Annotated in this window: 24 protein-coding genes; 16 read left to right on the top strand and 8 right to left on the bottom strand. The window is 66.8% G+C overall.

All coding sequences use genetic code 11. From position 1 onward, the window contains the following. The first annotated feature begins 130 nt into the window (after window positions 1–130). Window positions 131–388 carry a DUF2312 domain-containing protein gene (locus AUL32_RS07370; RefSeq protein WP_019998232.1) on the top strand — a complete coding sequence of 86 codons (258 nt, stop codon included), beginning with the start codon at window positions 131–133 and terminating at the stop codon, window positions 386–388. A 289-nt stretch (window positions 389–677) separates the two neighbouring features. Here the strand turns inward: AUL32_RS07370 and AUL32_RS07365 are convergent, their stop codons facing one another. The 3 genes from AUL32_RS07365 to AUL32_RS07355 all read right to left on the bottom strand — a co-directional run bounded on the left by AUL32_RS07365 (window position 678) and on the right by AUL32_RS07355 (window position 5,268). Beyond that, window positions 678–1,106, bottom strand: a complete 429-nt coding sequence (locus AUL32_RS07365) for a MucR family transcriptional regulator (RefSeq protein ID WP_148640099.1) — start codon at window positions 1,104–1,106, stop codon at window positions 678–680. A 696-nt stretch (window positions 1,107–1,802) separates the two neighbouring features. Continuing rightward, window positions 1,803–3,689, bottom strand: a complete 1,887-nt coding sequence (locus AUL32_RS07360; RefSeq protein ID WP_062113234.1) for a DUF882 domain-containing protein — start codon at window positions 3,687–3,689, stop codon at window positions 1,803–1,805. Between the two features lie 187 nt (window positions 3,690–3,876). Beyond that, window positions 3,877–5,268: a sigma-54-dependent transcriptional regulator gene (locus AUL32_RS07355; protein WP_244497707.1), complete on the bottom strand. Its 1,392-nt coding sequence runs from the start codon at window positions 5,266–5,268 to the stop codon at window positions 3,877–3,879. Window positions 5,269–5,369: 101 nt separating this feature from the next. On the opposite strand from AUL32_RS07355, the gene AUL32_RS07350 reads away from it, so the two are divergent. Next, window positions 5,370–7,199 (top strand): M3 family oligoendopeptidase, encoded by a 1,830-nt coding sequence (locus AUL32_RS07350; protein ID WP_061976993.1) that lies wholly within the window; start codon window positions 5,370–5,372, stop codon window positions 7,197–7,199. A 17-nt stretch (window positions 7,200–7,216) separates the two neighbouring features. Here AUL32_RS07350 and AUL32_RS07345 read toward each other — a convergent pair whose 3' ends face one another. Continuing rightward, on the bottom strand, window positions 7,217–8,194 hold the full coding sequence (locus tag AUL32_RS07345) for a small ribosomal subunit Rsm22 family protein (RefSeq protein ID WP_062113228.1): 978 nt from the start codon (window positions 8,192–8,194) through the stop codon (window positions 7,217–7,219). Window positions 8,195–8,378: 184 nt separating this feature from the next. On the opposite strand from AUL32_RS07345, the gene AUL32_RS07340 reads away from it, so the two are divergent. The 4 genes from AUL32_RS07340 (at window position 8,379) to hemH (ending at window position 12,055) form a co-directional block, all read left to right on the top strand. Then, window positions 8,379–9,824, top strand: a complete 1,446-nt coding sequence (locus tag AUL32_RS07340) for a homospermidine synthase (protein WP_062113225.1) — start codon at window positions 8,379–8,381, stop codon at window positions 9,822–9,824. Window positions 9,825–9,955: 131 nt separating this feature from the next. Next, complete coding sequence (locus AUL32_RS07335) at window positions 9,956–10,414, top strand: hypothetical protein (protein WP_061977894.1); 459 nt, start codon at window positions 9,956–9,958, stop codon at window positions 10,412–10,414. Between the two features lie 80 nt (window positions 10,415–10,494). Further along, entirely contained in the window at window positions 10,495–10,875 is a 381-nt protein-coding gene (locus AUL32_RS07330) for a hypothetical protein (RefSeq protein WP_061976999.1), read from the top strand. Between the two features lie 118 nt (window positions 10,876–10,993). Continuing rightward, the gene (hemH, locus tag AUL32_RS07325) at window positions 10,994–12,055 is read left to right on the top strand and encodes a ferrochelatase (protein WP_062113313.1); all 1,062 of its coding nucleotides are present in this window, start codon (window positions 10,994–10,996) and stop codon (window positions 12,053–12,055) included. A gap of 87 nt (window positions 12,056–12,142) precedes the next feature. Here the strand turns inward: hemH and AUL32_RS07320 are convergent, their stop codons facing one another. From AUL32_RS07320 to efp, 3 genes are all read right to left on the bottom strand, one after another. Beyond that, a complete protein-coding gene (locus AUL32_RS07320) occupies window positions 12,143–14,149 on the bottom strand; it encodes a methyl-accepting chemotaxis protein (RefSeq protein WP_244497705.1) in 2,007 nt (668 codons plus the stop codon). Between the two features lie 311 nt (window positions 14,150–14,460). Then, a complete protein-coding gene (locus tag AUL32_RS07315; protein ID WP_192847441.1) occupies window positions 14,461–15,741 on the bottom strand; it encodes an O-antigen ligase family protein in 1,281 nt (426 codons plus the stop codon). A 201-nt stretch (window positions 15,742–15,942) separates the two neighbouring features. Then, window positions 15,943–16,512 carry an elongation factor P gene (gene efp, locus AUL32_RS07310; protein WP_061977004.1) on the bottom strand — a complete coding sequence of 190 codons (570 nt, stop codon included), beginning with the start codon at window positions 16,510–16,512 and terminating at the stop codon, window positions 15,943–15,945. A gap of 96 nt (window positions 16,513–16,608) precedes the next feature. Here efp and epmA point away from each other — a divergent pair, with 96 nt between their 5' ends. The 6 genes from epmA to AUL32_RS07280 all read left to right on the top strand — a co-directional run bounded on the left by epmA (window position 16,609) and on the right by AUL32_RS07280 (window position 20,872). Further along, the gene (gene epmA / locus AUL32_RS07305; protein WP_062113215.1) at window positions 16,609–17,661 is read left to right on the top strand and encodes an EF-P lysine aminoacylase EpmA; all 1,053 of its coding nucleotides are present in this window, start codon (window positions 16,609–16,611) and stop codon (window positions 17,659–17,661) included. Further along, entirely contained in the window at window positions 17,658–18,707 is a 1,050-nt protein-coding gene (locus AUL32_RS07300) for a lysine-2,3-aminomutase-like protein (protein WP_062113211.1), read from the top strand. The genes epmA and AUL32_RS07300 overlap by 4 nt, the downstream gene beginning before the upstream one ends. 54 nt (window positions 18,708–18,761) lie before the next feature. Then, window positions 18,762–19,034 carry a hypothetical protein gene (locus AUL32_RS07295; RefSeq protein ID WP_062113208.1) on the top strand — a complete coding sequence of 91 codons (273 nt, stop codon included), beginning with the start codon at window positions 18,762–18,764 and terminating at the stop codon, window positions 19,032–19,034. Window positions 19,035–19,220: 186 nt separating this feature from the next. Beyond that, the gene (locus AUL32_RS07290) at window positions 19,221–19,403 is read left to right on the top strand and encodes a hypothetical protein (RefSeq protein ID WP_061977012.1); all 183 of its coding nucleotides are present in this window, start codon (window positions 19,221–19,223) and stop codon (window positions 19,401–19,403) included. Window positions 19,404–19,706: 303 nt separating this feature from the next. Beyond that, on the top strand, window positions 19,707–20,594 hold the full coding sequence (locus AUL32_RS07285; RefSeq protein ID WP_062113205.1) for an EamA family transporter: 888 nt from the start codon (window positions 19,707–19,709) through the stop codon (window positions 20,592–20,594). A gap of 77 nt (window positions 20,595–20,671) precedes the next feature. After that, window positions 20,672–20,872, top strand: a complete 201-nt coding sequence (locus tag AUL32_RS07280; protein ID WP_062113202.1) for a hypothetical protein — start codon at window positions 20,672–20,674, stop codon at window positions 20,870–20,872. Window positions 20,873–20,999: 127 nt separating this feature from the next. Here AUL32_RS07280 and AUL32_RS26245 read toward each other — a convergent pair whose 3' ends face one another. Further along, window positions 21,000–21,131: a hypothetical protein gene (locus AUL32_RS26245; RefSeq protein WP_274534660.1), complete on the bottom strand. Its 132-nt coding sequence runs from the start codon at window positions 21,129–21,131 to the stop codon at window positions 21,000–21,002. 420 nt (window positions 21,132–21,551) lie between these two features. Here AUL32_RS26245 and AUL32_RS07275 point away from each other — a divergent pair, with 420 nt between their 5' ends. The 4 genes from AUL32_RS07275 to AUL32_RS07260 all read left to right on the top strand — a co-directional run. Then, window positions 21,552–21,761, top strand: coding sequence for a cold-shock protein (locus AUL32_RS07275; protein WP_061977018.1), 210 nt, complete (start codon window positions 21,552–21,554; stop codon window positions 21,759–21,761). Window positions 21,762–22,391: 630 nt separating this feature from the next. Continuing rightward, window positions 22,392–23,375, top strand: a complete 984-nt coding sequence (locus AUL32_RS07270; RefSeq protein ID WP_061977020.1) for a tripartite tricarboxylate transporter substrate-binding protein — start codon at window positions 22,392–22,394, stop codon at window positions 23,373–23,375. 248 nt (window positions 23,376–23,623) lie between these two features. Then, window positions 23,624–24,091, top strand: coding sequence for a tripartite tricarboxylate transporter TctB family protein (locus AUL32_RS07265; RefSeq protein WP_062113199.1), 468 nt, complete (start codon window positions 23,624–23,626; stop codon window positions 24,089–24,091). Between the two features lie 12 nt (window positions 24,092–24,103). After that, window positions 24,104–24,475: tripartite tricarboxylate transporter permease (locus tag AUL32_RS07260; protein ID WP_192847440.1), on the top strand; the 372-nt coding region annotated here is incomplete at its 3' end.

Genomic DNA, 24,475 nt, shown 5'->3' with positions numbered 1-24,475 from the left:
GCGGCGCGGGCGGGATCGGCGCGCTGGAGCCCGCTCGGTAAGGCTCCGGTAACCATTCCGCGTCATCGAAGAAGGAGGAAACGCGGCCGGCTCGTCCGGCGCCTTTGTCGTGATTTGAGAAGAGGCTCCCATGTCGAACGCCACCGATGACGTCGCCCAGGATCAGCTCCGCTCCTTCGTGGAACGGATCGAGCGCCTGGAAGAGGAAAAGAAGACGATCTCCGACGACATCAAGGACGTCTATGCCGAGGCCAAGGGCAACGGTTTCGACACCAAGGTGCTGCGCAAGGTGATCTCCCTGCGCAAGCAGGACGCGCAGGAGCGCCAGGAGCAGGAGGCCATTCTCGACCTGTATCTTCAGGCTCTCGGCATGGCCGCCAGCGCCTGAGCCGAACCGTCCGAAAATGGGCCGAAATGAATGCGCCGGTTATGCCGGCGTGTTCGATCCGCCAGCCGCCCGCCAACTTTGCGAACCGGACCCATCTCGATCAAACCGTCTTGGGATATGTAGCGTCAGCTTCGAGGTCATATGATGCGAGGGGCAGGACGAAGACGCATCATTTTCGACCAACCCGAACCTAAGTTCGAGCGAACGCGATGCAACAAAGCTCAGGCGGAGCGCGCATTAAGTCGCTCTACCGAAACTGGACCGTCGCGTCAGGAATTTGGCGCCGTAGTCAGCCGCGCGCGCGACGGCGCGTGTAGCCCAGGCCCATCTGCTTCGCGAGGCGCGAGCGCGCCGCAGCATAGTTCGGGGCCACCATGGGATAGTCGGCCGGCAGATCCCACTTGTCGCGGTATTCCTCGGGCGACATGTTGTAGTGGGTCATCAAGTGGCGCTTCAGCGACTTGAACTTCTTCCCGTCCTCAAGACAGATGATGTAATCGTCCGTCACCGAACGCTTCACCGACACGGCCGGCTTGGGCTTCTCGGCCTGGGGAGCGGGCGGCGCGACGCCGGCTTGGCTGAGGGCGGAATGGACGTCGAGGATCAAGGCCGGCAAGTCGCCGACCGGTAAAGAGTTCTTGCTGACATAAGCGGCAACCACTTCGGCCGTCAGCTCCATCAACATGTCCGAGTTGTCGACCTGGTCGATCTCGCTCATCTTTTCAACCTGTCTTGAGGCAACCCATCACGCTTGGAACGGCACCCATGCCCTTTACCATTCAAGCGGCTCGAACCAGCAAATATCTAGAAGCAAATCGAATGGCTTCCAGTCTATCAGCACCTGCTTTCGAGAAAAGGTGTCGGTTGCGACACCCAAGTCTTTCAAAGCGGACACGCCGTATTCAGTCAAACTTCACCCAATGTCAACGGGTGGATGACACAGGCAAGAATTTGGGGTGTCGAGCTCATATTACGGATTGGTAATCCACGCACAGCCTGCGAGAGAATTCCACATGCGTAGTGCAGGCGAAGGCCCGACGCCCGCGTTCAACTGCCACGGCGCTCGAACACAATAGAGCCGACACAGGGTACGTGTCGGATCTTCCTAAGGATGTTAGGGACCAAATATTTCCCTTGCGAGAGAAGATCGCCCTGCCTTCCCACGGCGGGCGTTCGGCCGCCCGGTCGTCTCCCTGTCCTGCGACGGTAAAGCGAAGCCTTCCATGCAACGGGAGGTTTCAAGGCGCGCCGCGCGGCGCCGTGGGATGGATCATGGGTGAGCGACGCGAGCTGCCATTCCACTCTTCGCATTGCAAAACAAAAGGGCACCCCGAGAGGTGCCCTTCGATCCATTCAGACCTCTTACCAAGGCAACGGGGTCGTGCCCCGCAGCCCGGTCGGCGGCCAGAATCGGTTAGTCGATCTTGTGGACCGGCAGGAAGTTCACGGCATTGCCTTCGAAATGCTGAGGCCCTGCCGGCGAACCGCCCTTCTGCGAGAACCCGCGCGAGAAGACGGCGCTGGGAAGATTGCCGATCAGATTGTCGGCGACGGGCCGCGTCAGCTTCTCTTCGATTGCCCGGCGCTCCGGGCTGGTGATCAGGGAAGCGATGGCGATGCGCTTGGCGATCTGATCGGGGCTTGCCTTTCGTACGGTCTTGCCGACCGCTGCTTCGGCTTCGCCCACGACACGCCCGCCCCTTGCCGTTCGCGCAGTGGACTTGGCGGCCGGCGCGGCGGACATGGCATCGGCAACGCTTGACCGGCTCGCCGGCGGCTTGGCCTCGAGCGAAGCCACGCGCAGGTTGGCATTTGCCTCCAGCGGCGGGCTCGCCGCTTCCGCCGGCCGCGCAAGCGCAGCGGCGATCGCCGATTGCGGCCGGGCGGACGGCGTCGCGACATGCTGCGCTACGGTCGTGACGGTGGCGGGAGGCGGAGCGGCGGCCGGCGTTTGCACGGGGGCACTGACCGGCGCTTCCGGCATGGCGGCGGCGATGATGGCTTCCGGCGTCAAGGCGTCGTCCGCCTCGGTGATCAGAGCCTTCTCGCTCGGCACGGCGACCGGGGAACCTCGCAACACGGCCTCGAAGGGCGGTCGCTCACGCGGCATGGGAACGGCATAGGCAAGCTGGCCCGGGGCGGCCGGCGGCGGCTCGGCCTCTTCCAGCGCGGCGACGAGCGTCGCGTCGAGCGCTTTTGCGGCGGCAGGGCGAGACGGCGCGCTGGAGGGCAAGGGAACGCGGGAGGGCGCCAGCGCGGCCACCTCGACCTCTTCCTCCTCCTCGCGGCGCGGGGGCGCGGCGGCGGGAATCGCGGCGGGCGGGGTAGAGCGACGCGGCGCCGAACTATCGAACACGTCGCGCTCGGCCATGGGAACGCCGGCCGGAAGGGCCGCTGGCGGTGCGGGACGGGTCGGCCGGACGCTCGCCACCTGGACCTCGGGCTCGGGCTGCGGCGCGGCGCGAGCCGGCGCGGGGGCACGGGCGGGCGCGGGCTTACCGACCGGCGCGGCCTGAGCCTCCGCCTCGTCCTCGGCCTCCTCGTTGCCGCCGCCGAACAGCATGGCGAGCAGCGACCTGCCGCCGCTGGAGCGCGACGAGGCGATCTGGATGTCGTTGGAGCCCTTGCGCTTGTTGTAGGAGGCGAGCGCGGTCTCGTAGCCCGGCAGCGGCTTGCCGTCGGCGGGCACATGGATCGTGTTGCCCTTCGGGAAGACGGAGGCGAGTTCCTGGCGGCTCATGCGCGGCCAGTATCGACCCTTGCCGGTGTCGTAGTGGACGAAGGGCGAGCCGGAGCGCGGATAATAGCCGACGCCGCCGATCTGCATGCGAAGGCCGATGTCACGCAGTTTCTTCAGCGGCACGTCGGGCAGATACCAGTCCACCGCCTTGCCGGCCATGTGCAGACTGTTGCCGGCAACGCCGGACGAGCGCGAGCGCAGCATGGCATTGGTGCCGGACGAGCGATAACCGCCGATGATGTGGATGTAGCTGCGCGAGCCGGACTGGCGATAGGCTTCCCAAAGCACGTCGAGAAGGTTCGGGTCCATGTTGGTCGGCTTGTTCTCGCGCCAGTCGCGCAGTGCCCAGTTGGCCTTCTTCAGACCGTCGGGCAGGAACTTGCCGTCCTTCTTGTAGGTGATCTCCGTCTTCTCGTTGAGATGGACGTGATAGAGCTTCAGGGTGCGGGTTTCGGCGCGCGCGGCCACCATTCCCGCCGAGGTCATCGCCATCAGGCCGACCAGGAAGACCACGGCGCGCTGAGCGGCGCGTCGCGATACGCATTCGGTCCATCCGAACATGCGGACAAATTCCCCCGGTGTGTGTGTCGACGCCCCTGCTGCGGTTCGTGCGACCTGTCCCCCGACCGGGCAACAGATCACAAGGGACTGCGGCATGAAAATGACACCTCTCCAATTTCTTTGCCACTACACAAGAAAATGGTTAACGACCAGTGAAAATTCTGTCTTGCCAACCCTTCGGGCAGGCTTACGCGGGTGATTCGGGCAGCGACAGCCCGTATTCCTTGAGCTTCCGATAAAGGGTCGTGCGACCGATTCTCAGCAGTCTCGCCGCCTTGGTCGGCTGGCCTTCGCAATGCTGGAGCGCGCGAAGGATATGCGCACGCTCGACTTGCGCGAGCGTTGGGAAGTCCTCGTCCGCCGTCTCCTCGATTGGAAAGGCGATGTCGGCGACCACCGATAGAGGCTCGGCTTTCTCCGGCGACCAGCCGTCCGCAAGCTCGAAATTTTCGGCCTGGAGAACCCCTCCATCGGCCATCACGGCCGCGCGCCGGATGGCGTTTTCCAACTCGCGGATGTTGCCGGGCCAGCCATGGCGCTCCAAACGCGCGAGCGCGGCCGGCGTAAGATCGGCGCGAGGCAGATGCTCGGCGGCGAAGCGTCGTGCCAGGGCGGCGATCTCCTCCCGCCGCTCGCGCAGCGGCGGAATCGAGATCGGAAAGACATGGAGGCGGTAGAACAGATCCTCGCGAAAGCGCCCCGCCGCCACGTCGGCGCCGAGGTCACGATGCGTGGCGGCGATGACGCGCACGTCCACCCGCACTGGACCGGTCGAGCCGATCGGGTCGATCTCGCCTTCCTGCAGGGCGCGCAAGAGCTTCACCTGCGTTTCGGGAGCGAGTTCGCCGACCTCGTCCAGAAACAGCGTGCCGCCGTCGGCCTGGGCGAACTTGCCGGGGCGGCTGCGCTCGGCGCCGGTGAAGGCGCCGCGCTCGAAGCCGAAGAGGATACTTTCGGAGAGATCGCGCGGAAGCGCGCCGCAATTGACCGCGACGAAGGGCTTGCTCGCCCGCGCGCTGGCGCGCGCGATGCGCCGGGCCAGCCATTCCTTGCCGACCCCGGTTTCGCCGAGCACCAGCACCGGGACCATGGAGCGCGACACGCGATCGGCCGCGTCGAGCACCGGGCGCATGGCCGGGCTCGGGGCCATCTCGGGCACGTCCGCCCCGCCATCCCTCTCGGCCTGGGCGCGGATCGCCGCCTCGATCGCGGCGCGCACCCTGGCTGGCGAAACCGGCTTCACCAGAAAATCCGTGGCCCCGGCGCGCATGGCCTCCACCGCGCGGTCGAGCCGCCCCTCCCCCGTCTGGACCACGACGGGAACGGAGTCGCCCGCGCCGCGCAACTGGCGCAGGAGATCGAGACCGTCGCCATCGGGCAGACCGAGATCGAGCAGGACGGCGGCAAAGCGCCCGCCGCCGCCTTCCCGCAGCAGCGCGCGCGCCGCCTGGAGGCTGGCGGCGGCGTCCGTCAGGCCGCCGGCGCGCGCCACATGCGCCTCGCTGAGACGCCGCTGCACGGGATCGTCGTCCACGATCAGGACACGAAACGCCCGGTCGGCAGAGGGTTCGCTTTTCACGCTCATCGCACCAATTTGACATGGCAACGATGAAGAGTTTTCTGCCACCCGAAGAGGGCGGGTTCGCCCGCCCTTCGGCTCAAGCGTTTCGCGAGGTGTTCATGACCCGATCGTCCGTTTCCCCGTCGCCCTCCGCATCGCAAGAGGAGGCGGATCTGGGCGCCCTGCCCCGCTGGAATCTGGCCGATCTCTACGCCTCGATCGACAGTCCGCAGATCTCCGCCGATATCGAACGATCCTCGGCGCGCGCCAAGGCCTTCAACGAGCGCTGGCGCGGCCGTCTTGCGGAAGAAGCTGAGAAGCCCGGCGGCGGAGAGCTCGGCGCGGCGATCGCGGAGTTCGAGGAGATCGAGGAGGTGCTCGGCCGCCTCGTCTCCTATGCCGGGCTGGTCTATTCCGGCGACACGTCCGATCCCGCCAATGCCAAGTTCTACGGCGACATCCAGGGCGAGGTGACGGACATTTCCTCCGTGCTGCTCTTCTTCGGGCTGGAGCTGAACCGGGTGGACGACGCGGCAATGGACCGCGCCATGGCCGAGAACCCCGCGCTCGGCCGCTATCGCCCCTGGATCGTGGATTTGAGGCAAGACAAGCCCTACCAGTTGGAAGACCGCGTCGAGGAGCTGTTTCACGAGAAGTCGGTGACCGGCCACGGCGCCTGGAACCGCCTGTTCGACGAGACCATGACCTCGCTGCGCTTCGAGGTGGACGGGCGCACGCTGGCGCTGGAGGAAACGCTGAACCTCCTGCAGGACGCCGACCGCGACGTCCGGCGCAAGGGCGCCGAGGCGCTGGCCAAGGTGTTCGGCGAGAACGTGCGGACCTTCGCGCTCATCACCAACACGCTCGCCAAGGACAAGGAAATCTCCGACCGCTGGCGCGGCTTCGGCGACGTGGCCGATTCACGCCACCTCGCCAACCGGGTGGAGCGCGAGGTGGTGGACGCGCTGGCCAAGGCCGTGTCGGACAGCTACGCCTCGATCTCGCATCGCTACTACGGGCTCAAGGCCCGCTGGCTGGGGCTGGACGCGCTGGAATTCTACGACCGCAACGCGCCGCTGCCCGGCGCCTCGCGCCGCACCATCCCCTGGCTGGAAGCGCGCGACACCGTGCTTTCGGCCTATCGCGGCTTCGACCCTGAAATGGCCGAGATCGCCGGCCGCTTCTTCCAGGACAATTGGATCGACGCGGGCGTGCGCCCGGGCAAGGCGCCCGGCGCCTTCTCGCACCCGACCGTGCCCTCCGCGCACCCCTATGTCCTGATGAACTATCTCGGCAAGCCGCGCGACGTGATGACCCTTGCCCACGAGCTCGGGCATGGCGTGCATCAGGTCCTGGCCGGGCCGCAGGGTGCCCTGATGGCCTCGACGCCGCTGACGCTGGCCGAGACGGCCTCGGTCTTCGGCGAGATGTTGACCTTCCGCTCGCTTCTGGAAAAGGCGCGGGACAAGGCCGAGCGGCGCACTCTGCTCGCCTCCAAGGTCGAGGACATGATCAACACGGTGATCCGCCAGATCGCCTTCTATCTCTTCGAGCGCGAGATCCACACGGAGCGGCGCAAGGGCGAGCTGACGGCCGAGCGGATCGGCCAGATCTGGGTCGAGGTGCAGACCCGGTCGCTCGGCCCCGCTGTGCGCCTCGGGCCGGGATACGAGAGCTTCTGGACCTATGTCCCGCACTTCATCCACTCGCCCTTCTATGTCTATGCCTATGCCTTCGGCGACTGCCTGGTGAACTCGCTCTACTCCGTCTACGAGCAGGCCGAGGAGGGCTTCCAGGAGCGCTATTTCGCCATGCTGCGGGCCGGCGGCACGAAGCACCATTCCGAGCTTCTGAAGCCCTTCGGCCTCGACGCTTCGGACCCGGCCTTCTGGCACCGCGGCCTTTCCATGATCTCCGGCTTCATCGACGAGCTGGAAGCGATGGACTGAGAGACCCCGGCGGGGTGTCAGGCGAGATCGATCGTCTCGCCCCAGTCGGCCCGGCGCGCGCGGCGGAAGCTTTCGCCGTCGCGCTTGGTAAGGAGCCGGCGGCGTAGGGCGCCGTCCTCCTCGCAGAGCTTCAGCGAGACCTTCCCGCTGCCGGTGTCCGGCGGGGCTAGGATACGAGCCGCGCGCGGCGCGGCGGGCGCGGCAAGCCGCGTCGCCGCCACATAGCTGAACTTCTCGTCCTCCCAGGGCACCTCGGCCGACTTGGTGCGCAGGTGGACGCGCGAGCGCGCCACGCGGCGCGAGAAATGGCACCAGTCCGGCGCCTCGACCGGGCACTCGCTCTCGTGCGGACAAGGCGCGGCGATCGCGGCGCCCGCTTCGATCAGCGCCCGGCGCGCCTCCAGGATGCGCGCCCATCCGGCGGGCGTGCCGGGCTCGACGATCAGGAGCACGCCCTGCGTGCGCGCCCAGAGAAGCGCCACCAGTGCCCGGCGCGCGGGCGGCGCCAGTTCGTCCAGCACATAGGACAGGGTCACGAGATCGGCGGCGGGCAGATCGGCGCCCGCGCGATCGATCGTACCGGCGCGCCAGTCCGGCTCGAAGCCGAACTGCCCCTGCCCCAACCTCTCCCCGAGCGCGCGGATCGGCGCGCTGGCTTCCAGCAGCGTCGCCCCTTGCAAGGTTTCGAACCGTTCGCCGGCCGCCCACAATGCGGTGCCCGGCCCGGCGCCAACGTCGAGCAGCCGTCGCGGCGCGAAATCCGGCAGGGCACTCGCGGTTTCCGCCATCGCGTCCGACAGGGCGGCGAAGGTCGCGGGCATGCGCGCGGCGACATAGGCCTTGGCGAAGAGGTCGTCGGAAAGATGCAGGCGTCCGTCGCGCGTTTCGGCCCGGTAGCGGCCGGACAGGACCTCGGAGGCCGCGCGCAGGGCTTCGGAGGGAACGCCCGACAGCTCGGCGTCGATCGCGGCGCGTAGGGGACGCGGCAGTTCCATCGGGTCGTCCTCCGGGCGGCGGGTGAAAGGCGGGCGAGCGGGCTGCAAAGCCTGACCCGGAGCCCGCAAAATGCAGCCCCGACGGGCTTGCATGGGTGCTCGGCTTCGGCCGACCCCTTTTATTTGACAGCGATCTGCTCTAGCCCGACCCGGAGACCTCAGTCCAGACCGAAAGGATTGCCGAATGGCGAACGAGAACCACCCGATCCATGCCGAGATCACCGGCCCGATCGTGATGATCGGCTTTGGCTCGATCGGGCGCGGCACGCTCCCGCTGATCGAACGTCACTTCAGCTACGACAAGTCGCGCTTCACCGTGATCGACCCGCGCGACACGCATCGGCATCTGCTCGATGAGCGCAACGTCCGCTACGTCAAGGAATCCGTCACCAAGTCGAACTATCGCGACCTGCTGACGCCCCTCCTCACCGAAGGCGGCGGCCAGGGCTTCTGCGTCAATCTTTCGGTCGACACCGGCTCGGTCGACCTGATGCGCCTGTGCCGCGAGCTCGGCGTTCTCTACATCGACACCGTGATCGAGCCCTGGCTCGGCTTCTATTTCGACGACAAGCTCTCCAACGCCGACCGCACGAACTACGCGCTGCGCGAGACGCTGCGCAAGGAGAAGCGCAAGAACCCCGGCGGCACCACGGCGGTTTCCACCTGCGGCGCCAATCCGGGCATGGTCTCCTGGTTCGTCAAGCAGGCGCTGGTCGACATCGCGCGCGACACCAATCTCGACTTCGTGGAGCCCGGTCCGAACGACCGCGAAGGCTGGGCGAAGCTGATGAAGAAGGTCGGCGTCAAGGGCATCCACATCGCCGAGCGCGACACGCAGGTTTCCGCTAAGCCCAAGCCCCGCAACGTGTTCTGGAACACCTGGTCGGTGGAAGGCTTCCTGTCGGAAGGCATGCAGCCGGCCGAGCTCGGCTGGGGCACGCACGAGAAGTGGCGCCCGAAGAACGCCAAGGACCACGAGAAGGGCTGCAAGGCGGCGATCTATCTCGACCAGCCCGGCGCCAACACGCGCGTGCGCTCCTGGTGCCCGACGCCCGGCGCGCAGTACGGCTTCCTCGTCACGCACAACGAGGCGATCTCGATCGCCGACTACTTCACGCATCGCAACAAGGAGGACGAGGTCACCTATCGTCCGACCTGTCACTACGCTTACCACCCCGCCAACGACGCGGTTCTGTCGCTGCACGAGCTGTTCGGCGCGGCCGGCAAGATCCAGCCCGAGCATCACGTTCTCGACGAGAACGAGCTGGTGGAAGGCATCGACGAGCTCGGCGTGCTGCTCTACGGCCACGAGAAGAACGCCTACTGGTACGGCTCGCAGCTCTCGCTGGAGGAAACCCGCCGCATCGCGCCCTACCAGAACGCCACCGGCATGCAGGTGACCTCGGCCGTGCTCGCCGGCATGGTCTGGGCGCTGGAAAACCCGGAGGCCGGCATCGTGGAAGCGGACGAGATCGACTATCGCCGCTGCCTCGAAGTGCAGCGTCCCTATCTCGGCCCGGTCAAGGGTTACTACACCGACTGGACGCCGCTGACCGACCGTCCGGGCCTCTTCCCGGAGGACCTGGACGAGAAGGACCCCTGGCAGTTCCGCAACATCCTCGTTCGCTGACACCCGGCCAACGAAAAGTTGGTGAAAAGCCGCGGATTCTTCCGCGGCTTTTTCTTTAGGCGCTGGTCATGACCAGGACATGCACTACCCTTTGGCTTCGGTAACTGCTTGATGCGCCTTGGGAGTTGGTCGTGGGCGAAACGTCGGACGATACCCAGCGCAAGCGGATCGTGGTGAAGGAGATCATGGACGCGGTCATGTCCGGCTCGTCCGGATCGATTTCCCGCCACTTCGCGCCAGGCGCCATCTTCTCGAACAAGAACAACGCGGGCATCTTCGACGCGCCTTGGTTCGACCGGATGGAGGGAGAATACCGCCTGAATGGGGAGGAGGAGGCCAAGTCCTTCCTCAACGAACTCCTGAAACGGGCGAGCTACATCTCCTACAAGCCGCGCGGCACGATCGTGGAGGACGAGAACGCGGCCAGTCGATGCGACTGGACGCGGCAGGACGAGAACGGCTCGCTGGTCACCGGCACGACCATGTACTGGTTCGGCTTCACCAGCGACGGCCGCATCCGCTCGATCGAGACCATCGCCTCCATCCATTCCGTCATCTCGGCGCGCCGCAACGACGCATCGGTCGCTTGACCGGCGGCGCGCAACGCGGTCTTTCGTCCGCAGTCCCAGTTCGACCTTTCAGCCCAATCTTGATCCCGGAGCTTTCGATCATGCGCCCCGCCCTCGTCCTCGCCAGCCTTGTCGGCGCCGCCAGCGCGCTTTCGGGCTGCCAGCTCGAACCGCAGAGACAGATCGCCCTCGCCCCGCCCCAGGCGGTGATCGAAGGCCAGTGGAACTCGGTGGGCGGCCCCGTCGCCTATATCTCGTCCTTCTCGGCCGGGCGCTTCACCTCCAAGACGGCGGACGGCGCGCGCGTCCTGGCGGACGGTTCCTACACCAAGACCAGCCCGACCCAGGTCGCGATCATCTTCACCTCCACGACGCGCAACACGCGGGAATCGGTGAACTGCAACCTCATGTCGGCCGAGCGGCTTGCCTGCGTCAATTCCGCCGGCGCCCGCTTCGAGCTGGCCCGCCGCGCCGGAGTCTGATCTCGCGATCATTGCCGGCCGGCAGTCCGGCTCCCATATGCCCGGCGGCACCTTCCAGAGCGGAAGGCGCCGCCGCTTTGCATTCGTCGGCCGCGCACGGCCCCTGTCCGGACCTTTCATGAACGCACCCGTTTCCCGCGCCGCCAGCACCGAAATCGGCCCCCTTCCCGTCGGCCATCCGCCGGTTCGCCCCAAGAAGATCGGCGTGCTTCTCGTCAATCTCGGCACGCCGGACGGGACCGACTTCAAGCCGATGCGCCGCTATCTCAAGGAGTTCCTGTCGGACAAGCGCGTCATCGAATGGCCGCGCGCCGCCTGGTATCCCATCCTCTACGGCATCGTGCTGAACACGCGGCCCAAGAAATCGGGCCATGCCTACGAGCAGATCTGGAACCACGAGCGCAACGAGAGCCCCTTGCGCACCTTCACGCGCGCGCAGGGCGAAAAGCTCAGCCAACGCATGGCCGGGGATGCCGGTGTGGTGGTGGACTGGGCGATGCGCTACGGCAATCCGTCCATCGCCGAGCGCATGGACGGATTGATGAGCCAAGGCTGCGAGCGCATCCTGTGCTACCCACTCTACCCACAATATTCCGCCTCCACCACGGCGACGGTGAACGACAAGTTCTTCGAGCACCTGTCGGCGCAACGCTGGATGCCGGCGTCCCGCACCGTGCCCGCCTATCACGACGATCCGGTCTATATCGACGCGCTGGCCCGCTCGATCGAGACGCATCTGGCCTCGCTCGATTTCGAGCCCGAGCGCGTGATCGCCTCCTATCACGGCATTCCGCAGAGCTATTTCCGCAAGGGCGACCCGTACCATTGCCATTGCCAGAAGACCTCCCGCCTCGTGGAGGAACGGCTCGGCTGGCCCAAGGGACGCTTCATGACGACGTTCCAATCGCGCTTCGGACCGGAGGAATGGCTGCAGCCCTACACCGACAAGACGGTGGAGGCGCTGGCCAAGGAGGGCGTGAAGCGCATCGCCGTGCTCAATCCCGGCTTCGTTTCGGACTGCCTGGAAACGCTGGAGGAGATCGCGGGCGAGGCCGGCGAAATCTTCCGCGAACATGGCGGCACGCATTTCTCGCACATCCCCTGCCTCAACGATTCCGAGCCGGGTATGGACGTGATCGAGCATATGGTGCGCCGCGAACTGCGCGGCTGGCTCGGCTAGCGCTTTTTCCGTGAACCCTGCTTCACGGGAATGGCTTCAGGACGGGGCGCGGCGAGACGGGATGCTCCGCCGCGCGCAAGCCTTCTTCTAGGCGCGGCGACGCACGGGCTCGGCGGCGGCGATCCAGGCCGGGTCTTCGGCACCTTCCAACGCCGCCTCCGCCGCACCCTGCGCTGCTCCGGCGTCTTCGGCCGGGCGCGCGGTCGGCTCGGATCGGTCGGGGTCGCCGGTTTCGTTCAAGCGGAAGAAGGTCATGGCGTCCGCGAGCTGGCCCGCCTCGTTGCTGAGGTCGCTGGCCGTCGCGGCCATCTGACCGGCGGCGCCGGCATTGGCCTGCGTCACCTGATCGAGCTGCGTGATGGCGCGCGCGATCTGCTCGATGCCGATCGACTGTTCGTGGCAGGCCGACGAGATTTCCGACACGAGGTCGGCGGTGCGGTTGATCTCGGGCAGAAGCTCGCCGAGGCGGGCCCCCGCCCCTTGCGCGACGCCCAAGGTCTCGACGGAAATCTTCGCGATGCCGGCGGCGGCGATCTGGCTGCGTTCGGCGAGCTTGCGCACCTCCGAAGCCACGACCGCGAAGCCCTTACCGTTCGTCCCGGCGCGGGCCGCCTCGATGGCGGCATTCAGCGCCAGGAGGTCGGTCTGACGCGCGATCTCCTGCACCTCCCGCACCGCCGATGCGATGGTCTTCATCGCCTCGACGGACTGCGAGACCGCCTCGTCGGTGGACACGGCGTGTTCGCGCACCCGCCGCGCGATCGTCTCCGTCACCGCCGCGTTGTCGGCGTTCTGACGGATATTGGCCGTCATTTCCTCGATCGCGGCCGAGGCCTCCTCGGACGCGGCGGCCTGACGCGCGGAGCCGGCGGACAGCGCCTCGGCCGTTTCGGTCGAGCGGTTGGAGCCGGCTGCGACGGAGGCGGACGATGCGCGAACGCCCGCCACGATATCGGCGAGCTTCGCGGTCATGCCGGCCATGGCCTTTTGCAGATCGGCGATCTCGTCCCCGCCCCTCGGCTCGACCCGCTGCGTCAGGTCGCCCGCGCCCACCGCATCGACGAGGCGCAAGGAGCGGCGCAGGCGCAGGGCGATGGAGCGGGTGAGCCAAATCAGGGTGCCGGTGCCGAACAGAAGCGCCGCGCCGACCAGCACGGCCAGCAGCGCCCGCATCCGGTGATAGGAGGCCTCCGCCTCGGCCTTGAAGCCCTCGGCGGCTTGCTGCGCCTCACGAGTCAACGCGTCGAGCCGGGTCTGGACGCGCTCGGCGGCCGGGCGCTGCACCGTGTCGAGATAGTGCGTCGCTTCCGTCGCGCGCGCCCTCATCCCCTCGTCAACGAGCGGCTGCATCTGGGCGAGAGACTGGTTCCAGCTTTCCCCGATCTGGCCGATCAGACGCTCGGTGCCGATCGGAGCAGCGCTCTTGAGATCGTCGAACTTGCGGGTGGCGAGCTTCTTCAAACTCTCGAACCGCTTGAACGCGGCCTGCCGCGTGTCGGCATCGGCCGTGGCCAGGACATCCACCAGGGAAAGCCGGGTCTCGAACATGTTGGTTTCGATGTCGGAAAGGCTCAGGCGCGCGGCGAAGCTCGCGTCGCCTTGGCCCGTGAGCTGGCTGCGCAACATGCGCAGCTTGCCGGTCAGCTCCCTTTCGATCGGCACCAGCGCCTGACGCGCGTGGGCGACGGCCCAGAGGTCGGTCACCTCCGCAAAACGGAAGGCTTCGTCGGAGACCGGGCGCAGGGTCCGCACGAGGTCGGCGAGATCCCCGCCGCCCGAGCCCGCCTCGCCGGACTTGGCGGCTTCGTAGCGCGCCAGCTGCGCCTCGAGCGAGGCCCAGGCCGCCTCGTAGTCGGCGCTCATCTCCCCCGTCTGGTCCGAGGAATAGGCGGCGCGGACGATGCGATGGATGCGCTCCAGATCGGCGGAAATTCCGACCGTCGCCTGCACCATTTCGAAGGGTCGGCGGGTGAACTCCGCCATGGTGCGGCTGCTCTGGTCGAGCGAGGTCACGCTCAACAGACCGACCCCGCCTGTCAGAAGAAGAAGAGTGCCGAACGTCGCGGCGAGCTTGGTGCCAATGGTCAGCTTCATGCGGATTTCCATCGTCTCGGACGGCCCCACGGGCTGGTGCCCCGTTGGGATTCGCATGGTGTCTGCTCCCGAAGACTTATCGCGGGATAAAAGCCTTCACCGCATTTGTCGGCATCAATCCAGATGAAATAGCGTGAAACACGTCCGCGCTTCGCGAAATCCCGACGCTTCAATGCCTTGCGTAGCGGGGCGCTGTCATGAAAGTTTAATCATGAAATCTCGGCGGCTTGGTGCCTTTTCAGGCCAAAGCGTCGCCCAAGCGGGTGTCGAACCGGAACAGTTGCACATAACGACACACAGACGTAGCGAGCCTACTCCGCGCGAAACCGTCCGAGCAGGTTGAGCCCGGCGACGCAGAAGAAGGTCATGACCCAGAGCGTGTTGGCCCGCTCGAAAAAGAAGCTTTCCAAGAGCGCGTTGAGCAGCAGGAACAGGAGCGACATCAGGAAGAAGTCGGCGAGCCGTGTGCTTTCGCGCCCCGGGCCGACGCCGAGGTAGGAGCGCATCGGCGCCCCGACCAGCACCCAGAGGGCGAGCACGAGGCCGGGCCAGCCGATCGACAGCGCGAGGTCGAGATAGCCCTGGTGCGCGTTCACCGCGCCGCGCGGGTCCCAGGCGAATTCCATCGGCACTTCGTGCTGCACCAGATTGACCGGCGTCCAGAAGGCGCCGAACCCGTAGCCCGTCCAGCCATGGCTGGCCAAGGCATCGAGGGCGAAGCGCCAGAGTTCGAGGCGGCCGGTGAAGCTGGTACCCGGCGCCACCATTTGAACCACGTCGTGCGACCAGGAAAAGATCACCGTTCCGACCGTGAACGCGGCTGCGCCCAGGAGCGCTGCGAGCGAGAGGAGGACAGGCGCGGCGCGCTGACGCAGGACATGCGCCGACATGACGATGGCGAACACGATGCCCGTGAGCCCGAGCGAGGTCTTGGACCCCGTGCGCAGAATGAACAGCGCGGAGAGAACCGCGATCAGCGCGCCGATCGTATGATTGCCCATGCGAAACATGTAGATGCCGGCGAAGAAATACACCGCCATGGCCGCGCCGGCGACGTTCTTGTGGCTGTAGACGCCGCGCCAGAGCCCGTCGTGCACATCGCCGACATGGCGCCCGAGGCTCGGCCAGACCACGACGCCGAGATAGGAAAGACCCAGGACCACCAGCACCGAGACGCCCAGCGCGATGCGGAGGGAGCGCCCGTCCGGCGGCAGGCAGAGCGCGCCCGTCGCCGCGATCATGGAAATCGTGGCGAAGACGACGCCGCGCAGCGTGTCCGGCGGATCGGCGGTCTGGAAGGCGGAGAAGGCGAACCAGGCCACCAGCAGGACCCAGCTCGGGCGCAGGAGCGACCGCACCACCCGGCGCTCGGTGAACACGAGATGCCCCACCAGTGCGACCACGGCAAGGAGCCCATAGCCCAGCTGGTTGAAGACGTTGCCGCCCGTGTCGCCGGTATAGATGGAGGCGAAGGGGGTCAGGCTGACGAAGCCGACCGTGAGGATCAGGGTCGCCAGAAGCGTGCGCAGCGCATAGACGGCTTCGACCGAAGCCTGCGAGCGCGGCCCGGCCGGAACGGCAAGCTCGCTCATGCCGCGCCTCGCGCGGCCCGCGCCGGCCCAATCCACACCGCGAACGAAGACACTTCGAAAAACCTCTTGCGCGACGGCCCGGCCCGATCGCCGATCTTCGCGCATGAGGGTTAACGCCGCCTCACCGGAGCCTAACCGATGAAGCGGCGTTCGTGAGATCGACCCGGGCCTCGGACGACCCGAGGCCGGGGCGCGGGACGATCAGTCCTTGGCGCGCTCGACATAGGAGCCGTCGGCGGTCATGACGACGATGCGCGTGCCCGTCGCAATATGCGGGGGAACGAGCGTACGCACGCCGTTGGAGAGAACGGCCGGCTTGTAGGACGAGGAGGCCGTCTGGCCCTTGGTGGTCGGCTCGGTCTCGACCACTTCGTAGATCGCGCGCTGCGGCAGCTCGATCGAGATGGCGCTGCCGTCATAGACGGACAGCTGAACGGTCATATTTTCCTGGAGATAGGGCGCGGCGTCGCCGATGACGGATTCGGGCACCGTCAGCTGGTCGAAGGATTGCGGGTTCATGAAGTGGAAGCCGTCGCCGTCCGAGTAGAGGAACGTGTGGTCGCTTTCCTCCACGAAGGCGCGCTCGACCTGCTCGGTCGTGCGGTAGCGCTCGGAAACCTTGGTGCCGTCCGAGATGCGGCGCATGTCGAGCTGGGTGACCGGGGTGCCCTTGCCAGGATGGATGTTCTCGGCAAAGAGAATGACATAGAGCTTGCCGTCTTCGCGTTCGACGACGTTCCCCTTGCGGAGCGAGCTGGCGATCACCTTCACGGGTGGTGTTCCTTCGTATGGCTTTGGTTGGGAGCGCCGTAACGCATCTTCGCCCCATCCGCCAGCCGCCATCGCCTTTTCGAGTTCCGAGCCGCCATGACCGACCGATCGCCCTGGTGGGCGCCCCATGTCCATGCCGACCGCCGTCCGCGCCTTCTGCAGCGGGGCCGGATCAAGGCTGCGATCCGCCGCCATTTCGAGGACGACGGCTTCGTGGAGGTGGAGACCGCCGCGCTTCAGGTCTCGCCCGGCAACGAGGCGCATCTCTCCGCCTTCGCCACCGAGATGCTGCGCATCGACGGCGCGCGCCAGCCGCTCTACCTCCACACCTCGCCCGAATTTGCCTGCAAGAAGCTTTTGGCCGCCGGCGAAACGCGGCTCTTCACCTTCGCCCCGGTCTATCGCAACCGGGAGCGCGGCGCCCTCCATTCGCCCGAATTCTCGATGCTCGAATGGTATCGCGCCGGCCAAAGCTACGAGAGCCTGATCGCGGACTGCGCCGCGCTCCTGCGCCTTGCCGCGCAAACCGCCGGCACGACGCAGTTCGCGTTCCGGGGGCGCACGGCCGATCCCTTTGCCGAGCCCGAACGGCTGAGCGTGTCAGAGGCATTTCGCCGTTTCGTCGGCTTCGACATTCTGGACACGGTGGATGAGGCCGGCGCCACGGATCGCGGCGTGTTGGCGGAGGCCATGCGCCAAGCGGGCCTGCGCGCGACGGCCGATGACAGTTGGGCCGATCTGTTCAGCCGCGCCCTGGTGGAGCGGGTCGAGCCAGCGATCGGCAACGGCCGCGCGACGATCCTCGACGAATATCCCGTGGCGGAAGCCGCCCTCGCCCGGCGCTCGCCGCGCGATCCGCGCGTGGCCGAGCGTTTCGAGCTTTATGCCTGCGGCGTGGAACTCGCCAACGCCTTCGGCGAGCTGACGGACGCCGCCGAGCAGCGGCGCCGGCTTCTGGCCGAGATGGACGAGAAACAGCGCGTCTATGGCGAGCGCTATCCGCTGGACGAAGATTTCCTCGCGGCGCTCGCCGTCATGCCCGAGGCGAGCGGCATCGCGCTCGGCTTCGACCGGCTGGCCATGCTGGCGCTGGGAGCCGCCCAAGTCGATGACGTGATCTGGACGCCGGTCGCGGAGTTCGGCGCGTGAGTCGGATTCTACGCTCGGCCGAGGCGCTGGTGGAGGCAGGCCTCGCGCCGGCTGAGCGGCTGGACGCCCTGTCCGCCGTCGCGGCGCGCTATGCCGTTTCGGTGACGGCCGACATGGCCGCTTTGATCGAGGCGCCGGGCGATCCGATCGCCCGCCAGTTCCTGCCCGACGAGGCCGAGCTGGTGCAGACGCCAGAGGAAGCGGCCGATCCGATCGGCGACGCGGCGCATTCGCCCGTTCCCGGCATCGTGCATCGCTATCCCGACCGGGTGCTCCTGAAGCCGCTGCATGTCTGCCCGGTTTATTGCCGCTTCTGCTTCCGGCGCGAGATGGTCGGCCCCGAAGGGCTCGGCACCTTGTCGGAGGCCGAGCTCGACGCCGCCTTCGCCTATGTCGCGAGCCGGCCCGAGATCTGGGAAGTGGTGGTGACGGGCGGCGATCCCTTCGCGCTGTCGCCGCGTCGCCTCGCCCATCTCGCCGAGCGGCTGGGTGCGATCGCGCATGTGAAGGTCCTGCGGTTTCACACGCGGGTTCCCGTGGTGGAGCCGGCGCGCGTCTCGCCCGAACTCGTCGCGGCGCTGAAGCGTTTCGGGGGCGCGGTCTTCGTCGCGCTTCACGCCAACCATGCCAGCGAGTTCACCCCCGCTGCCTGCGAGGCCGTGGCGCGTCTGGTGGATGCCGGCATTCCGTTGGTCAGTCAGAGCGTGCTCCTGCGCGGCGTCAACGACGACCCCGACGCCCTCGCCCTCCTGATGCGCCGCTTCGTGGAGAACCGCATCAAGCCCTACTATCTCCACCAAGGGGACCTCGCGCCGGGCACAGGCCATCTGCGCACAGGCCTTGCCGAGGGACAGGCGCTCATGCGCTCCTTGCGCGGGCGCATCTCGGGCCTTTGCCAGCCGACCTACGTGCTCGACATTCCCGGCGGCCACGGCAAGGTGCCGGTCGGCCCATCCTATCTCACTGAGGCGCCGGGCGGCTGGCGGGTGGAGGACCCGTCGGGTCTCTTCCACCCCTACCCTCCCACACCAGTCAAGGCGGACTGACCCGTTTCGCCGCAGCGCCTTGCGAGGGCGGCCCTCGCTTGCCAAGTTCGGCCCATGCGCGCACCCGAGCCCACAAGCTGCTGGCTCTGCGCCCGGCCGCTCGGCCGGCGCGTCGAGTGGCACCATCCCCGCCCCAAGAGCCGGGGCGGGCGCGAGACCGTGCCGGTTCATCCGATCTGCCACCGCACCATCCATGCCAATTTCACCAATGTCGAACTGGCGCGACTGGAGGCGGAGGGCGTGCCGCTGGCGAGCCATCCCAAGCTCGAGCGCTTCCTCGGCTGGATCGGCCGCAAGCCGCCCGATTTCCACGCGCCGACACGCTGACGCGCAATACGGCCGAGTCGGTTTGGCGCTTGCGCTCCCCCGTTCCAAGGCAAGTCTCGGCCCGGCGTTTTCCAACGTTTTAACCGTCGCCGCATTGCGATTTAGCCGGGGAAATCCAGGGGCGGGCAAGCCACCTGAGGGCGGCTCCATGCGATGGTCTCCACCATCAGAATCGGAGATCGAGCCATGGCGAATCCCGCCCTTCAGACCCCGGACGACCTCGACCGCACGATCGAACAGGCACTTGCCGAAGTCGACGGCGATACGCTTCAGGCGCTTCGCAATCTCGTGCGCCGCCAGCGCGAGCTGGAATTGGAACTGAGCCGCACGGTTTCGGCCGGCTATGTCCGCCGCCGCCCGGCGGCTTGAGAGCACCTGACAACAATCTTGTAGGGTCAGGGGTCTCAGTCTTTTCGTCGTGGACTTCGTCGCGAATGCTTCGCTCTGCCGTAGGCATCACTCAAGCTTCGCTCCTCGTCCTCGACGCAAATCCCTCGACCATCCTCCGCCCAAAAATCTTGTTGGCTGCTCTCAACCTCCATCCACCCCGCCGAGGGGCGCCGGGCGCCCTTCGGCCCGATCGAGCCGCGCTGTTCAAACCGGGGTGAGGCGCCTAAGAGGCGACAAGCGCAACCCGCTCTTCGGGTTTCGGGACGCTCGCAAAGGCTGGCCATGGACACGCCTCTCCTTCCGCTTCGGCATTTTCTTCTCGGCCTCGCGGTGGTCGCGATCTGGGGCACGAATTTCGTCGTGATCCATGTCGGGCTGCAGCATCTGCCGCCGCTCCTCTTCGCCGCCCTGCGCTTTCTCTTCGCCGCTTTTCCGCTCGTGTTCTTCCTCCCGCGCCCGCCCGTGCCCTGGCTGCATCTGGCGGCCTATGGCGTGTTGATCGGGGCCGGCCAGTTCGGGCTTCTCTTCGTCGCGATGCGCAGCGAGATCTCGCCCGGCCTTGCCTCGCTGGTGGTGCAGGCGCAGGTCTTCTTCACCATCGGTCTCGCCATGCGCCTGTCGGGCGAAACCGTGCGGCCCTACCAGGGCGTCGCGCTGCTCCTGGGCATTGCCGGCCTCGGGGTGATCCTCACGCGTACGGACGGCTCGACCACGCCGCTCGGCCTCGTGCTGGTGCTGCTGGCCGCCCTGTCCTGGTCCGGCGGCAACATCGTCGCGCGCGCCAGCGGGGTGACGAACATGCTGCCCTATGTCGTCTGGGCGAGCCTCTTTTCCGCCCCGCCCCTCTTCGCCCTTTCCTTCGTGTTGGAAGGCTGGCCCGCGATGCGCCGGGGGCTGGCGGCGGCCGATGGCGTCACCTGGGCCGCCGTGCTCTGGCAGACGATCGGCAACACGATGTTCGGTTATGCCGCCTGGGGCTGGCTCCTGGCGCGCCACCCTGCCGCGCTGGTCACGCCGCTGGCGCTGCTGGTGCCGCTCTTCGGCATGGGCGCCTCGGCGCTCTGGCTCGGCGAATCCCTGCCACCCTGGAAGATCGCAGCCGCCCTGCTCGTCATGAGCGGTCTGGTGATCGGCCTGCTTTATCCCCGCTGGAAGTCGGCTCGCGCCTGACACCACGAGGCTCGCGGACACTTTCGCCGCCCTTGCGCGTTGAGACCGGACAGACGGTCAGCAAGGCAGTAAGCATCATGAGCGACGAACCCAAACGCGTGTCGATCTCCGACGGCCCGAACAGCCGGCCCAGCGACACCAGCATCGCCCAAAGCGCGGGCGGGCTGCCCGACGACACGGGCCGCCCGATCCCCCTCAGTGAGGCCGAGGAGCGGCGCATGGCGGAAAAGCTGGTGGGAAAGGACGAGGACGCCGAGCCGGAGGCTCATCCGTCCTGATCGCCGGGAGCCGAAAAGCCTGCGCTTCAAACTCTTTGAGTCGTGAAAAAGATGGGAAGGGACGGAACCCCGGAGGTCTCGTCCCGTTTGGTCGGGCGAGCCGTCATGGCGCGCCCGTGTCGAAGCCTCAGCCGACCATTCGCAGGATGAACTGAGGCAGCGGCGGGAAGGCGAGACATGCGGCGGCGAAGATTCCGGCGGCCGTCAGGGCGAGAGCGGTCATGTCGACGACAAAGGTCATCACGCGATCAAGAAGCATGGTGGTCCATTCCTAGCTGGCGGACCCAAAATTCGGCCGATTCGGTTTAGGAGTGGTTAGGATCGTTGGCGGAAATCCGACATTGTTCCCCCTGTGTTCTCTGCGCCACAAGTCCCGCTCAAGCTCCAGAAATCCTTGGCGTCCAGGCGTTCGACGAGGAGATGGGCGCCCAAAGAGAGCGGACCGCGCCCCAGTCCACACGTGTCTTGGAAAGCGCTTCGGTAGGATATAAAATAAAATGGTCCCGCCGCTTGAAAAGCAGGGGACTGGTCCTCATAGTAATCGCATCGAACGATGGCCGGAAAGTTTGTCCCCGCGCTGCGGCCCAGCGCAAGACCAATCCATTTCTTCGCAGACTTCGATGCAGACGGGTGCATTTCCTGCGCCTTGAACGAACACGCCGATATAGAAAGGTATCCCATGGCTACGGGAACCGTGAAATGGTTTAATACGGACAAGGGTTACGGCTTCATCGCCCCGGACAACGGCGGTCAAGACGCATTCGTCCACATCAGCGCCGTTCAGCGCGCTGGTCTGCAGACCCTGCAGGACGGCCAGAAGGTCAGCTTCGAACTCGTCGCGGACCGTCGCACCGGCAAGATGTCGGCCGACAGCCTCAAGGCGATCTAAATCGCTTCAGGCGTCTATCCAGGTTTCGGCAAGCCGAACCGGATACCCAAGATCATCGCATCCCTCCCGCCGACCACGGATGTACTGGCGGCAGGAGGGGAGTGATAAGGCGGGTCGATCGCAAGATCCTCGCCCCCTGCGAACCCTGCGCTCACGCGAGCCGCAGGGTTTTGCTTTTTGGGCTCTCTGTTCGTGTCGGCGCCTTGATCGCGGCCCATAGCCTGCGCCCGTCGCAGCGCTTCCAGCAGCCCCAGCCTTGCGCGAGAAAGCGAGCCGACGCCGCTCCGCTTCCAATAGGCCACTTCCCGTCGCACGACTTCGAACCGCTGCTTGCCCCTTCACCAGCTTGTCGAAAACACGGCATGTCGGCGCGCCGGGGTTAACATCTTCGTGAGCTCAGACCGCAGAGGCTCACCCTTCGGTCTGGATTGCAGGAGCTAAAGCACGCCGATCCCGGCTGAAATGACATGGGATCGCGCCTCCGAGCCCGGTTCCGCCGCCTTTTCCGTTCTTCGCCGAGCCTCCTTCGCGGCAATCCGTCGATGTCGGCCCGTGGCTGGACAAGCGCATTTGCTTGCCGTCCACTTGGCGCAACGCCGCTCGGCGGAATCGACATTTCTGGGAGGAAACATGTCGTTCTCATTCAAGGGGCTCCTGGCCTCGATCGCTCTCGCGTCCACGATCGCCCTGCCGGCCGGAGCTCAAGGTTCCTATCCCCAGCAGCCCATCACGATCATCGTCCCCTTCTCCGCCGGCGGGCCGACCGACACGGTGACACGCCTCGTCGCGCAGTCCATGTCGGCCGATCTCGGCCAGCAGGTTCTGGTGCAGAATGTCGGCGGCGCCGGCGGCACGCTGGGCGCGGGCCAAGTCGCCAAGGCCAAGCCGGACGGCTACACGCTGCTGCTCCATCATATCGGCATGTCCACCGCGCCGACGCTCTATCGCAATCTCGGCTTCGACCCGCTGAAGGACTTCGCTCCCATCGGGCTCGTCACCTCCGTGCCGATGACCGTGGTGGCGCGCAAGGATTTCGCGCCCGCTAACGCCGCCGACCTCGTGGCCTATCTCAAGGAAAACGGCACCAACACAACTTACGCCAATGCCGGCATCGGCTCGGCCTCGCATCTCTGCGGCATGCTGCTGCAGGAAACGCTCGGCGTGCAGATGGTGACGGTGCCCTACCAGGGCGCCGCGCCCGCCATGACCGATATCGTGGGCGGGCAGGTCGATCTCCTGTGCGACCAGACCACCAACACGACCAACCAGATCAAGGCCGGCGAAGTGAAGGCCTATGCCGTGACCTCGCCCGAGCGCCTGGCCTCGCTGCCCGACCTGCCCACCACCAAGGAATCGGGACTGGACAAGCTCGATATCGGCGTCTGGCACGGGCTCTATGCGCCGGCCGGCGTCGATCCCGCTATCGTCGCGCGCCTGGAAGCCTCGTTGAAGAAGGCGCTGGAGAACGAGACGGTGAAGGCGCGCTTCGCCGAACTCGGCACCGCGCCCGTCCCGGCGGACCAGGCGACGCCCGAGGCGCTGAAGGCCGAGCTCACCTCCCAGATTCAGCTGTGGAAGCCGATCATCGAGGCCGCAGGCATCTACGCCAACTGACGCTCGCAAGCCGCTCGATGGGTGGGCCTCGGGGCTCGCCCTTCGAGCGGCCGGCCGGCATGGCCCTCCGACTTCGGCCCCTATGGGATCGAGGCCGGAAGACCCGCACCTTCGCCTTTGCCACGCCACGGTCGATCCATCGCAAAGGTCGGAGCCGATCCCTCGGCTCTCCCTGCCCGCCCAATCGCGGCGCGGCCAACGCCGATCCACACGCCTCTTCGCCCTCGCAAAAAGGGAAGCCGCCTCCGATGCAGACGAGCGCCGACATCCGCTCCCGCCGCGATCTCTTCGCCGCCGCGATCTTCGTCACGGTCGCCCTCGCCTTCGCGCTGGAAGCCTGGACCTATCCGATGGGCACGGCGCTGCGCATGGGGCCGGGCTTCATTCCGCTGCTCCTGGCCATCCTCCTGGCCATCCTCGGCCTCGTGATCGGCATCACCAGCCTGCGCAAGCACGAGCGCGTTGAGCGCACGCCCATTCCCTGGAAGGGCATCGCCCTCGTGTCGCTGGCGCTGGTCGTGTTCGGGGAGTTCGGCGCGGCGCTCGGCCTTGTGCCCGTGGTCTTCGTCGGCACGGCGATCGTCGCGCTGGCCTCCGCGCGCAACACGCCGGTCTCGGCGCTCGCCATCGCGGGCGCGATGAGCCTTCTGTGCTGGGTCGTGTTCAAGATCGGGCTCGGCATCACCCTGCCGACCTTCGGTCCCCTCTTTTACTGACGAGGCCAGCGCATGGAGCTTCTGTCCAATCTCGCACTCGGCTTCGAGACGGCGCTGACCCTCACCAACATCTTCTGGTGTTTCGTCGGCGTGCTGCTCGGCACGCTGGTCGGCGTCCTGCCCGGCATCGGGCCGACGGCGACGATCGCCATGCTCCTGCCGATCACCTTCACCTTCTCGCCCGTCACCGCGCTGATCATGCTATCCGGCATCTATTACGGCGCGCAGTATGGCGGCTCGACCACGGCGATCCTGATCAACCTGCCGGGCGAAAGCTCCTCGGCCGTCACCGCCATCGACGGCTACCAGATGGCGCGCCAGGGGCGGGCGGGCGCAGCGCTCGCCACCGCCGCGCTCGGCTCCTTCTTCGCCGGCTCGGTGGCG

The organism is Aureimonas sp. AU40, assembly GCF_001463785.1.
Lineage (GTDB): Bacteria > Pseudomonadota > Alphaproteobacteria > Rhizobiales > Rhizobiaceae > Aureimonas.
The sequence above is the reverse complement of the archived record's forward strand: the minus strand, read 5'-3'. Positions and strand labels throughout refer to the sequence as shown.